This window comes from Cupriavidus sp. 86D6, from assembly GCF_057815095.1.
Window position 1 is genome coordinate 15,721 of the sequence record NZ_JBYPSB010000014.1, and the last position, 12,233, is coordinate 27,953.

A 12,233-nucleotide genomic window follows, 5' to 3' on the forward strand; every position below is an offset into this window, starting at 1 on the left:
GGCGTTGTCGGGCAACGCGTACGGTGCCGCGTCGAGCATGTGCGGAATCGAACAGAGCCGTGCCAGAGCAGCTTCCTACACTGGCTCCATCCACTCTGGCGCGTAGCGTGGATGCTTGCCCGAGGCGTCTGTCGCGACAGCACAGGTTGCCCGGGTCATCCCGGATCCGAGCCGAAAACGGACAGTCCCAAGCAGGAGGCATGATGAGAATTCCGACCCGAGGGAGCAATGTTCCCTCCGCCCCCGTCCCCACCATGGTGGAAGCCGCCAGTCAGGGAGCCTCCGCGGCGCCGGTGCGGCTGGCGGCGATCCAGCCGGTCATCCTGGCGGGCGGCGCCGGTACCCGGCTCTGGCCGTTGTCGCGCGAGCAGCATCCCAAGCAGCTGCTGAACCTGGTGGCGGAGAACACCCTGCTGGAAGCCACAGCGCGCCGTCTCGAAGGCATCGCGTTGATGGCGGGACGGCCGTCTGGCGTCGAGGCGCCACAGATCGTCGTCTGCGGCGAGGAGCATCGCTTCATGATCGCGGCGATGATGAAACGCTCGGGCAAGCCGGCGCACATCGTGGCCGAACCCTGCGGACGCAACACCGCGCCCGCACTGACCATGGCCGCGCTGCATGCCATCGCGAATGCCGGCGAAGCGGGCGATGTGGTGATGGTGGCCACGCCGGCGGATCATGCGGTGCTCGACACCGAGGCGTTCCGCGCCGCACTGGCCGTCGCCGTGCGCCATGCCGACCGTGGCGCGATCGTGACGCTCGGCGTGCGGCCCAGCACGCCGGAAACCGGCTTTGGCTACATCCGCACGGGCAAGCTGTCGCAGGAAGGCGCGCTGACGCTGGAGCGCTTCGTTGAGAAGCCGCACCTGGAACTGGCCACCGCCTATGTGGAATCGGGCGACTACTGGTGGAACAGCGGCGTCTACGTGGTGCGGGCCTCGGTATGGCTGCGCGCGCTAGCGCAACTGCAGCCCGACATGATGCGCCAATGCCAGGCGGCCTACGACCAGGCGCAACGCGCCGCCAAGGGCGATGCGCTGTGCCTGTGCAAGGAAGCCTTCGAGGCGTGCCCGTCGGATTCCATCGACTATGCGGTCATGGAGAAGATCGAGGCGCTGCCCGACGTGCCGGCCATGCTGGTGCCGATGGACCCCGGCTGGTCCGACGTGGGATCGTGGGCAGCGATCTGGGACATCGCCGAGAAGGATGCTTCCGGCAACGTGGCGCGCGGGCGTGTGGTGTTCGACGGCGCCTCGTCGTGCCTGGCGCATTCCGAAGGCCGCCTGATCGCCTGCGTGGGCGTGCAGGACGTGGTGGTGGTGGAGACGGCCGACGCGGTGTTGGTGGTCGACAAGGCGCACGTCCAGGACGTGAAGAACGTGGTGCAACGCCTGCGTGCCGAGCATGGCAGCGAGGTGGTGAACCATCGCAAGGTGCAGCGGCCGTGGGGCTGCTACGACTCGATCGATCACGGCGACCGTTTCCAGGTCAAGCGGATCGTGGTCGAGCCGGGCGCCAGCCTGTCGCTCCAGATGCACTACCACCGCGCCGAGCACTGGGTCGTGGTGCGCGGGACCGCGCGCGTGACCTGTGGCGATACGGTGAGCATCCTGTCGGAGAACCAGTCCACGTATATCCCCATCGGCACGCAGCACCGCCTGGAGAACCCGGGCAAGACGCCGCTGGAGATCATCGAGGTGCAATCGGGTTCGTATCTGGGCGAGGACGACATCGTACGGTTCGATGACAACTACGGGCGCAAGTAGCGTTGCGCGCCGGCAGGCGCCGGCGGGCATTCGAAGCAATAGGGGGACGTTGTGACCAACATGTCTTTTGCGGCCGGGGCCGCGCCGGCCGCGCCGGCAACAGCGGCGCAAGCGGGCGGCAACCCGTGGCGTGCGATGCTCGATCGTGCCGGATGGATTCTCGGCGCGGGTCTGGCGGGCGGCGCCATCGCATGGGTCTTCGCGGTATCGCAGCCCCATGAGTACAGTGCCAGCGCGCTCGTGCAGGTGCAGCAGCCGCGCGACAACGCGGCCACGGCGCGAACCAACGCGCTGAGCATGACGGCGACGCCGATGCCATTCGATGTCGGCCTGCTGCGCAGCCGGACCGTGGTGGCGCCCGTGGTCGAGCGCCTTCATCTTGATATCTCGGCCCGGCCGCTGCGCGCGCCGCTGATAGGCGGGCTGGCCGCTCACTTCGCCACGCCGGGGCGGTTGTCCGGGCCGTGGCCGGAAAGCCTCGGCTATGCCTGGGGTGGGGAGCAGCTGTCCGTGGAGCGGCTCGCCGTGCCCGAACGACTGCTGAACGTGCCGCTGACGCTGCAGGTGCTGCCCAATGGCGGCTACCGGCTCTATGACCAGGACACCGAACTGCTGTCCGGCCGCGTCGGAAACCCGGCGGAAGCCAACGGCGTGGCAATGCAGGTCGCGAGCATCGACGCGCGCCCGGGCACCCGGTTCGTGGTCACGCGCCATGATCTCGTGCAGACGGTCGACGCCGTGGCCAACGGGCTGCGCATCGAAATGCAGCCGGGCGACGCCGGCACCGTCAGCATTGCCTGGCGCAATGCCGACCGCACGGCGGTTGCGGCGCTGGTCAACGGCATTACCGAGTCGTTCATCGGCAAACAGGCGATGCAGCGTCGCGACGACACCGCCGCGACGCTGGCTTTCCTGTCCGGCGAGATCCCGCGCGTCAAGGCCGAGCTGGAGCGTGCCGAGACCGCGCTGACGAAGTACCGCTCGAAGGCGGGGTCTATCGCACCGACCCAGGACGCGCAGTCGTACCTGACCGGCAGCATGGACTACCAGCGCCAGATTGCCGTGCTGAAGCTCGAACGCATGAAGTTGCTGCAGCGTTTCACGGAGGAGGCCAACGAGGTCAAGACCGTCGACAACCAGATCCAACAGCTCGTGCGCGAACGCAAGGACATGGATTCGCGCTATCAGAACCTGTCGTCGACCGAACGGGAGTCCGTGGCCCTGACGCGTGACGTCAAGGTGGCCGAGGACATGTACATGACCCTGCGCAACAAGGCCGAACAGCTGTCGTTGCTGCAACTGGACCGCACCGGACAGGTGCGGGTGCTGGACAGCGCGCTGCTGCCGATGCGGCCGGTCGGCCTGGGTCCGTGGCCGGCCACCATCGCCGGCGCGCTGATGGGGCTCTGCCTGGCCATGGCATGCGTGGCGGTGCGCCAGCGCGTGCGGCCCACGCTCGACAACGTCAACGAAGCCGAGGCGCGCCTGGGCCTGGCGATGCTCGGCGACATCGTGTTCAGCCAGGAGCAGGTGGAACTGGAGCGGCTGGTCGACGCGCGAGCCAGGTCAGCCTGGCCGGACGGCGAGGTGGCGGGGCTGCTGGCGCAGCAATCGCAGCAGTCACCGCAGTCGGGTCACGCGCTGGTCGATCCGGACGAACTGGCCGAGCATGCAGACGACGATATCGACGGCGCCGAACGGCTGCTCAGGCTCGGGCTGCACGACCAGTTCCTGCTGGCGCGCAACGCCCCGCATTCGATGGCCGTGGAAGGCCTGCGCAACGTCCGCGCCGCGCTGCATTTCTCGCTGCGCGACACGCCGCAACGCGTGGTGGCCGTTACCAGCCCCACGGCGGGCGCCGGCAAGACGTTCGCGTCGGTCAATCTTGCCGTGCTGTTCGCCGAAGCCGGCCAGCGGGTATTGCTGATCGATGCCGACCTGCGGCGTGGCAAGGTGGCGAACTGGATGGACCTGCATACCGGCCCCGGCCTGGCCGACGTGCTGTCCGGCCGTGCGTCGCTGCCCGATGCCGTGCAGCTGACGGCCGTGAACGGGCTGTCGGTGCTGCCGGCCGGGGCGCCGCCCGACAATCCCTCCGAACTGCTGATGAGCCCCGCGTTCGCAAGATCCCTGCAGGCGTGCGCGGAGCGCTTCGACCTGGTGATGATCGACACCCCGCCGATCATGGCCGTCGCGGATGCGGCGCTGGTGGCCAACTGCGTGAACGCGACGCTGCTGGTGCTGCGCGCCGACACCACGCTGCCTTCGCAGGTCGATGAATCGCTGAAGCGCCTGGCGCGTGCCAACGCCACGCTGCTAGGCGGCATTCTCAATGGCGTCGTGCCCAAGCGCAGCAACCGCACGGACTTCACCGCCATGAATCCCTACCTCGGCATGCCGGTGACGGCACCCTCACTCAAGCAGATCGGTCATACCCCGGCGGCATAAGAAAAACCGGCGACTGATCGAACCGGCCACCGGTGCTGGCGTACCCGTTTCTGCGGGTGCCGGCATCGGCTGCCCGGTCGGCGTTATCAGGAGACGCGTGGATGAAATGGGTCATGTTTGGAGGCTGTGCAGGTTGGCTGCACGGCTCGCAGGGCAATGTCGGCGTGGTGATGTGTGCTCCCCAGGGCCACGAGATGATGTGGTCGCATCGGGCATGGCGGCATCTGTCGGACGACATGGCGCAGGCGGGGCTCCCCGTACTGCGGTTCGACTACCGGGGCACTGGCGACGCCGACGACCTTCACGATGGAAACGATCCGGTGGCATCGGCCATCGACGACATCGTGGCGGCCTGCGCTGCGCTGCGCCGCATGGCCAAGGTCAGCCAGGTCGTGCTGTGCGGCCTGCGGCTCGGCGCCTCGCTGGCGGCACTGGCGGCCGCACGGGTGCCGCAACTGGCCGGCGTGGTCATGCTGGCGCCGGTCATCGATGGCCGCCTGTACCTGCGGGAACTGCGCGCGCTGCACGCCGCCTGGCGCCATAGCGCCATCCCCGAACTCGATGTCCCGCCGGCGCCCGCCGGCGTGCAGGATGTGCTGAGCTTCCGCCTGTCTCCTGCCGCGGTCGCTGGCATCCAGTCGATCCGGCTCGATGCCAGCCTGCCCCTGCCGCGCGTACTGCTGCTCGACGCCTGGCCCGATCCGTCGTCGCCGGTTGCGGCGCTGGCGGGCGGACTTGCCCAGGCCGGCGCGGACGTCGCGCTGGAAGGGTTTGGCGAGTATCCCGACGTCATGCGCTCGGCGGAGTTTGCCGATGTGCCCGTGCGCGCCTGGGAGCGCGTCATCGGCTGGATCACGTCACGCATGCAGGTCACACCGCCCGGCCGGGCGGCGGCGTTTGCGCCCGGCTCGGCCGGCGCGCCCGACGATGCGCTGGCCGCCGCGGACGTCGTCGAGTCGCCGGTGTGGATCGACCACGCGCGGCTGTTCGGCGTGCTCTGCATGCCGCCGCTGCGCGATGCCACGCCGGCGCGGCCGGCCACGGCGGTGATCTTTCCCAATACGGGCGGCAATCACCATGTCGGCGATGGCCGGCTGTTCGTCACGGTGTCGCGGCAGCTCGCGCGGCAGGGCATTGCCGCCTTGCGCCTCGATGTGTCATCGATCGGCGACAGCCCCCACGCCGCGCGGCAGATGGACCTCAACACCATCTATGGCACCGCGCCCCGGCGCGATCTCGGGGCTGCGGTGGGCTGGCTGCGGGCGCGCGGCTTCCGCTGCATCGTGCTTGCCGGCATCTGCTCGGGCGCGTTCCTGAGCCTTCACGCCGCGCTGGATAACCGGGGCGTCAACGGGCTCATGCTCGTCAACCTGGTGAAATTCCGCTGGGATGCCGCCGACCAGGCCATCGCGTCGGATCGTCTGCGGCCGGGCCGCGTGTATCTGGCCGCGGCCTGCCGGTGGGAAAACTGGCGCAGGCTGTTTCGTGGAGAGCTCGGCCTCAAGCGGCTGCTGGCGGCGATGTCGCGCAGGATTGTCGTACGCCTGCGCGAGCACGATGTTCCGACGGCAACGCCGGGCGCGCAGGGCCAGGCCGGCCAGACCACGCAGGACTTCGCCAGCGCCGCCGTGACGGCGCTGGAACGGCGCGGCGTGCACACGCTGTTCCTCTATGGGGCCAGCGACGTGGGCCTGCACGAGGCGCATCTTGGGCTGGGCCGGCGCTTCGAGGCCATCGACGGCCTGCGGCATGTGCGCCTGCAGACGATGCCGCTACTCGACCACTCGCTGTTCCTTACCGAAAGCCGCGAAGCGTTCGCCGCCCAGCTGCTGGCGCATCTGCGCACCATGCCGCAGGCATTGGCTTCGTTCAAGCCGGTGGCGCCGCCGGCGCCGCGCCGGCAGCCGGAACCTGCCCGCAAGTCCCAGCATGGAATGGCCGCGACGAAGTCCGAAACGAAATCGCCGAAGCCGTCCGGGAGGAAGGGCGCCCGCGGTGCCGAGGGCGGCGCCGAGCCGTTCGCTCAGAGCTCGCCGCCGCGTTCGGGCTGACAGCGTCCCAGCAGCAGTTCGCGCACGCCTAGCAGGTTGCCTGCGAGGCGTCCGCGCCGGTCGATGTGCGGCTCGGGGAACAGGGACCTGGCGCCATTGGCCAGCAGGGCCTTGGCGGTGTTTTCCCAGACCTCGCGCGCTGACAGCGCACCTTTGCCGTACAGGTACCAGGCGTTGACGATCTGCGAGAAGCCGAAGCGCCGGCCCGATGTGCGGCCGCCGGAGCGCAGGCCCAGATGCACGCCGCGTGCCGCCAGCACGTGCAGCAGCTGGCCCTTGCCGTTCATCGCGCGCGAGAAGTCCATGTCCTCGAGCCAGCCGTACAGCACCAGCCGCTCGTCGAAGCGCAGGTCGCCGATGGCGCTGACGCGATAAGCCATGTTGCAGCCATACAGCTTCTGGACCGGCACCAGGCCCCCGGGCTGCGTGCGCGCGGCGTCGTCCGCCAGCAGTTCGCCGGCTTCGTCCCAGTCGATGGCATCGCCCCGCACGCCGTCCGCCACCACGCCGCCCGTCATGCCGACGACACGCGGGCGCGCGGCGAACGCTTCGACGCATCGCGCGAGCCAGCCTGGCGCGGGCACGAAATCGTCGTCGAAGAACACCACGATATCGGCTTGGCCCATCACCCGATCCAGACCGCGGTTGCGCTGCGCGGGCAGGCCGGCCGGGCCGAACACATACTCGACGGGCAGGTGCTGCGTCGCGAAGTCCTCGACGTCCTCGACGTCCAGCCGGGTATTGGCCGACACCACGACGATCGACGGCTGCAAGGTCTGCTGCTCCAGCAGGCGCAGCACGCGCGAGACAGCCTTGGGGCGTCCCTTGGTGGCAATGATGACTGCGACGCGGCACGCCTTCGGCGCACCCTGAAGATGTTCTGGTATCACGCGGCCCTCCCTTTTCTTGTTGTGCTGCGCCCGGTTCTGCTGGCTCGAGTATAGGAACGTCAGCGGTGCGCGTTCGGTGTGTTTTCCAACGCAGACGTTCATGCCGATGCTGGCCGTTTCCGCCCTGGGGCTTCGTGCGTTGCCGTACGGAGGGCGCCGTCGTGTGATCGCAAGATGTCATGGATGGTCTGGCATACGTGAGCTTGTCAGGGTCATCGATCGACGGGATGCCTGGGAGGGAGCGTACTGATGAGCTGGACTCGCCGCGCGTGGATGCGCGCCTTATCCGCCAGTGTGGTGGCGACTGCGTCGCGGGGTGCCATGGCGCATGTCAGCGCCGGAGCGGTGGAACCGCTCGTGCCCGCGCCCAATGCCTGGGTCGTCGATGCGGCGGGGCAGCGCAGGCGGCTCGATGCGCTGATGCAGGGAAAGGTCACCGCGCTCCAGACCATGTTCACGGGGTGCAGCTCCGTTTGTCCGCTGCAAGGCGCCATGTTCGGCGCCGTGCAGGGTGGGCTGGCCGGCAAGACAGGCCGCTATCCGATGCAGTTGCTGTCGCTGAGCATCGACCCATTGGGCGATTCGCCGCAAGCCATGCAGGCATGGCTGAAGAAGATGGGCGCCGGCCGCGCATGGCAAGGCGTGATCCCTTCCGGCGATGTCATGGCGCTGCGCTCCAGGCTGGCCGGCCGGCCGCCGTCGGAGAACCTCGACAAGCATGCTACCCAGGTTTACTTCTTCAATGCGTCGGCACAGATGTGCTGGCGCAGTCAGGCGCTGCCACAGCCCGAGGATGTGGTCGCGATCATGGCTTTCCTCGCCAGGGCGTGACGCGGAGGCGTCCGATCGAATAAAGAGAACATCTTCAAGGGAGTCCATCATGAAACTCATCCCGGGATCGCACCCGGCGCGTGCGCTGGTGCGTCTGTCGAGGTGTGTGGGCCTGTGCCTGCTGGCACTCTGGCTGTGGGCCGCACCCACGCCCGCCCAGGCGCAGACCACCACCACCATCAAGCTCAGCGGTACGAACTTCTGCATGGATATCAGCGGCGCCGTGGTGGACAACGATGCGCCGGCAATCATCTGGACCTGCCACGGAGATCTGAACCAGCTGTGGGGGCTGACGCTGTTCGGCAGCCAGTACCAGATGTCGCCCCAGCACAGCGGCAAGTGCCTGGACATCCAGTACGCCAGCACCGACGTGGGTGCCCCTGCGCTGCAGTGGCAATGCACCGGTGCAACGAACCAGCGTTTCACCCTGCGCGCGCAGAATGGCGGCTACGCCATCATCGCGGCGCACAGCGGGCTGTGCCTGGTGCCGGCGTCTGCGGTCGAAGGCGAGGCCGTCGTGCAGAAGACCTGTAACGGCAGCGCGGCACAGACCTGGAACATCACCGTGGCGCAAACCACGGTACTGCCGTCGAAATGGGCCGCACCCAAGGCGCTGACCGTGATCCCGGTGGCCGCGGCGAACCTGCCCGATGGACGCGTGCTGGTGTGGTCCGCGTATGAGCGCAACAACTTCGGCGGCGACAACGGCCGGACCTATACGGCGCTGTTCAACCCGACGACGGGCGCATCGACCGAGAAGCTGGTCACCAATACGGGCCACGACATGTTCTGTCCGGGCACGGCCAACCTGCCGGACGGCCGCATCCTCGTCAATGGCGGCAGCAGCAGCACCAAGACCAGTATCTACAATCCCTCGACCAACGCCTGGACGGTCGCGGCGGAGATGGTCAAGGGGCGCGGCTACCAGGGCGCGGTGACGCTGCCCGACGGTGGCGTGTTCACGGTCGGCGGCTCGTGGAGCGGCGACATCGGCGACAAGGACGGCGAAACCTGGCACGCCAATACGGGCTGGCGGCTCAACAGTGCCGTCTGGGACGACTACTTCCTGACCGGCGACTCGGCCGGCCTTTATCGATCGGACAACCATGCCTGGCTGTTCGCCGCCGCCAATGGACGCGTTTTCCACGCCGGCCCCAGCAAGCAGATGAACTGGGTGGACACGACCGGCGACGGTTCGGTGACCCCGGTCGGCACGCGCGCGGCCGATGGCGACGCGATGAACGGCAATGCCGTGATGTACGACATTGGCCGCATCCTGACGGTGGGCGGTGCGCCCGACTACGAGAACGCGGCCGCCACCTCAAACGCCCACGTCATTGACATCCGCCCCGCCACGCCCACGGTACGCAAGGTGGCGTCGATGTCGTACGCCCGCGCCTTCCACAACAGCGTGGTGCTGCCCAATGGCCAGGTCGTGGTGGTCGGCGGCCAGGCGTGGCCGGTGACGTTCAGCGACGATGGCGCTGTCATGGTGGCGGAGCTCTGGGACCCTGCCACCGAGAAGTTCTCGCGCCTGGCTGCCATGCAGACGCCGCGCACGTATCACAGCGTGGCGTTGCTGCTGCCCGACGGCCGGGTGCTCAGCGGCGGTGGCGGGCTGTGCGGTGCGTGCACGACCAACCACGCCAACGTCGAGATCCTGACGCCGCCTTACCTGCTCAATGCGGACGGCACTTCGGCCACGCGCCCGTCGATCACGTCGGCGCCCACCGAGGCTTACCTGGGGACGACGATCACGGTCAATGCCACGGCCAGCATGAAGTCGTTCGCGATGGTCCGCATGTCGTCGGTGACCCACTCGGTCAACAACGAACAGCGCCGCGTGCCGCTGACGTTCACCGTGGGCACGTCGGGCGAGTACAAGCTGCAGATCCCCGCCGATCCGGGCGTGGCCGTGCCGGGGTACTACATGCTGTTCGCGATGAACGCGGCCGGCGTGCCCAGCGTTGCGGCCACCATCCGGGTGCGCTGATGCGCCCGGCCATGCTGCTGGCGGCCGTCCTGGCCGTCGGCAGCCCCCTGTCCGGGCTGGCGCAGGGCGCCACGCCCAACTTCGTCGATCTCGGGCGGTCGCTCTACTATGGGCAGATGCCCACCGGCACGCCGGCACGCCTGCGCTGGGAAGAGCGCGCGCTGCCCGCCTCGGCGGCGCGCTGTGCCAACTGCCACGCCGCGGCCAGGGGCGCCGAGCCCTTCGGTCCGCGCCTGACCGCCGATTCGTTGCTCACGCTGGCACCCAGACGCGGCGGGCCGCCATCGGCGTATGACCGCGACAGCTTCTGCCGCGTCGTGAGCGAGGGCGTCGACAACACCGGCGTGATGCTGTCCAAGGCGATGCCCCAGTACCCGTTATCCGAACCAGAGTGCACGGCAATCTGGTCATTCCTGCTGACGCAGTAGCGCCAGGCACGCGCCGGGCCAACACTGCCAACGGAGGCTTTCCATGCCCAATCTTCGACGCAGTTTCCTGGCCCGGCTGGGCGTACTGACCGGGGCGAGCGTCGCCTCCGCGGCCGCCGGGGCCGCCGGGCGCGAGGCCGGCGAAGCAGCGCTGCCGGCGTCGCGCGAGCGAGCCGTCTCCATTGCCGACTTCGACGGATGCGACCCCACCGGCAGGACACCGTCCGACGCGGCATTCGCCAGCGCGGTGCGCACCATGGCGCGCCAGGTGCGCAAGGCACAGTTCGGCGAGAACTCGAACCAGATCGGCGGCAGGCGCATCATCGTGCCGCCAGGCACCTACCGGCTGACCAGACCCGGCGCGTTGTTCGACAGCGCGCTGCTGCAGGGCAGGGCGCAGGGCCTGATGATCGAAGGGGACGGCCCTTCCGGCACCGTCGTCATCATCTACGAACCACGCGGCGACGGTGCGCTGTTCCGCAACCAGGATGCCGCGCTGGTGGTGCGCCTGCGCAACCTGCAGTTCCACGGCAATGCCCCCAACTGCGACCTGATCGAAAGCGTCAGCAGCGGCGGCGCCCAGGACTATGCGTTCGACGACTGCCTGTTCACGGGCCAGTGGCGCTACGGCGTCAACCTGACGGGCGACAACTGCAACAGCGAGTGGAAGTTCTGGCGCTGCGCCTGGGCCGGGCAGTGGAAGGCCTTCCTGTACGTCGGCGACAAACGGACGTCCGACCAGTTCCTGAACTACTGGTTCGACCACTGCAAGTACTGGTGCTCCAGCGCGTGGATAGACATGCATCGCGGCGGCAGCATCAAGCTGACCGACTGCGACGTAAGCGGCTACGAGCCGACCGTGCAGACCCACCTGTTCAACCTGCGCGGCAACAACCACGCCATGGGCGTCTGCTCGTTCAAGGCGGAGGGCCTGCGCGTGGAGCAGAAGTCGCGCCAGGCCGGCGTGATGTTCTGCGAGTGGGAGCAGGGCAATATCGGCTTCAAGGACTGCGACTTCGGCTCGCAGGGCTACCAGCAGTTTGCGGCGGGCACGGTGTCGGCGGTGTTTTCGCCGGGCAACACGGCCGGCGCGCAGGTGGTGTTCGACAACTGCCAGATCATGGGGCGGCACCAGTATGTCTCGGGCCAGGGTCCCACCGCGCAGGGCCGCGCCGTGTACCGCAACTGCGACTTCGTGAATTTCGCGCATCCGGACGAGGGATTGATGTTTTCCGAGTCGGGCAACCAGCTCGGCCGAAGGCGCGTCGTGACGCTAGAGGGCTGCCGGGGCAATAGCGCCGCCGGCGTCTATGCCGACGCCGAAATCGGCTGGAACGTGGCCGCATCGGCGACGGTCAGGACCAAGGTGGTATCGCTGCGCAACGCCTTCGGGCGGCTGCCGGCCCGTGCCGATGGCGCGCCGACAGTGATCCTGCCGCTGAATGCGATCGTCACGCGGGTCATCGTCGATGTGGCCGGCGGCGCCGGCAACTATTCGATCGTGACGGGCGAGTCGTCTCCCACCACGTTGCTGAAGGCCACCCGGCAGGCCGACGAACGCGTGCTGTTTCGCTGCAGTACGCGCCAGCGCTGCACGCTGAGCCTGGTTCCCGGCGCCGGCACCGAGCAGCCGGCCAATGCCGAGGCGGTCGCCCTGATCGAGTACATCGGCTAGGCCTAAAGGGCCCGCAAGTTCCCCAACACATCCGAAGATGACCGCAGGGCGCCCCAGGGGGCGCCTTGTCGTTTCACCGCCGCCCGTTGAAAGCACGCACACAGCGGCAAATGAAAAAGGCCGCTTCGGAAGAAGCGGCCTGCAAGGCGGG

At 68.4% G+C, this 12,233-nt stretch carries 8 protein-coding genes; 7 read left to right on the top strand and 1 reads right to left on the bottom strand.

Features of this window, described 5'->3' with window-relative positions; translation table 11 throughout:
- The first annotated feature begins 203 nt into the window (after window positions 1–203).
- From AC3G88_RS23555 to AC3G88_RS23565, 3 genes are all read left to right on the top strand, one after another.
- Window positions 204–1,766 (top strand): mannose-1-phosphate guanylyltransferase/mannose-6-phosphate isomerase, encoded by a 1,563-nt coding sequence (locus AC3G88_RS23555; protein WP_488774164.1) that lies wholly within the window; start codon window positions 204–206, stop codon window positions 1,764–1,766.
- Window positions 1,767–1,826: 60 nt separating this feature from the next.
- Complete coding sequence (locus AC3G88_RS23560; RefSeq protein ID WP_488774147.1) at window positions 1,827–4,214, top strand: polysaccharide biosynthesis tyrosine autokinase; 2,388 nt, start codon at window positions 1,827–1,829, stop codon at window positions 4,212–4,214.
- A 101-nt stretch (window positions 4,215–4,315) separates the two neighbouring features.
- On the top strand, window positions 4,316–6,265 hold the full coding sequence (locus AC3G88_RS23565; RefSeq protein WP_488894056.1) for a serine aminopeptidase domain-containing protein: 1,950 nt from the start codon (window positions 4,316–4,318) through the stop codon (window positions 6,263–6,265).
- On the opposite strand, the gene AC3G88_RS23570 is transcribed toward AC3G88_RS23565, so the two are convergent.
- Window positions 6,238–7,257 (bottom strand): glycosyltransferase family 2 protein, encoded by a 1,020-nt coding sequence (locus AC3G88_RS23570; protein WP_488774145.1) that lies wholly within the window; start codon window positions 7,255–7,257, stop codon window positions 6,238–6,240. The two genes, AC3G88_RS23565 and AC3G88_RS23570, sit on opposite strands and share 28 nt — an antisense overlap.
- A 147-nt stretch (window positions 7,258–7,404) precedes the next feature.
- Between AC3G88_RS23570 and AC3G88_RS23575 the strand changes: the two genes are divergently transcribed.
- From AC3G88_RS23575 to AC3G88_RS23590, 4 genes are read left to right on the top strand one after another with little or no spacing between them, the layout of a single operon-like run.
- Window positions 7,405–7,986 carry an SCO family protein gene (locus AC3G88_RS23575; protein ID WP_488774144.1) on the top strand — a complete coding sequence of 194 codons (582 nt, stop codon included), beginning with the start codon at window positions 7,405–7,407 and terminating at the stop codon, window positions 7,984–7,986.
- Window positions 7,987–8,035: 49 nt separating this feature from the next.
- The gene (locus AC3G88_RS23580) at window positions 8,036–9,979 is read left to right on the top strand and encodes a ricin-type beta-trefoil lectin domain protein (RefSeq protein ID WP_488774143.1); all 1,944 of its coding nucleotides are present in this window, start codon (window positions 8,036–8,038) and stop codon (window positions 9,977–9,979) included.
- A complete protein-coding gene (locus AC3G88_RS23585) occupies window positions 9,979–10,407 on the top strand; it encodes a hypothetical protein (RefSeq protein WP_488774142.1) in 429 nt (142 codons plus the stop codon). Before AC3G88_RS23580 ends, AC3G88_RS23585 begins: the two co-directional genes overlap by 1 nt.
- Before the next feature lie 43 nt (window positions 10,408–10,450).
- Window positions 10,451–12,082: a hypothetical protein gene (locus tag AC3G88_RS23590; protein WP_488894057.1), complete on the top strand. Its 1,632-nt coding sequence runs from the start codon at window positions 10,451–10,453 to the stop codon at window positions 12,080–12,082.
- Window positions 12,083–12,233: the final 151 nt, after the last annotated feature.

Excerpts from the sequence above, each read along its gene's own strand:
- AC3G88_RS23570 (WP_488774145.1), bottom strand. The coding sequence starts at position 7,257 with ATGAACGTCTGCGTTGGAAAACACACCGAACGCGCACCGCTGACGTTC.
- AC3G88_RS23575 (WP_488774144.1), top strand. The coding sequence starts at position 7,405 with ATGAGCTGGACTCGCCGCGCGTGGATGCGCGCCTTATCCGCCAGTGTG.
- AC3G88_RS23585 (WP_488774142.1), top strand. The coding sequence starts at position 9,979 with ATGCGCCCGGCCATGCTGCTGGCGGCCGTCCTGGCCGTCGGCAGCCCC.
- AC3G88_RS23560 (WP_488774147.1), top strand. The coding sequence starts at position 1,827 with ATGTCTTTTGCGGCCGGGGCCGCGCCGGCCGCGCCGGCAACAGCGGCG.
- AC3G88_RS23565 (WP_488894056.1), top strand. The coding sequence starts at position 4,316 with ATGAAATGGGTCATGTTTGGAGGCTGTGCAGGTTGGCTGCACGGCTCG.
- AC3G88_RS23555 (WP_488774164.1), top strand. The coding sequence starts at position 204 with ATGAGAATTCCGACCCGAGGGAGCAATGTTCCCTCCGCCCCCGTCCCC.
- AC3G88_RS23590 (WP_488894057.1), top strand. The coding sequence starts at position 10,451 with ATGCCCAATCTTCGACGCAGTTTCCTGGCCCGGCTGGGCGTACTGACC.
- AC3G88_RS23580 (WP_488774143.1), top strand. The coding sequence starts at position 8,036 with ATGAAACTCATCCCGGGATCGCACCCGGCGCGTGCGCTGGTGCGTCTG.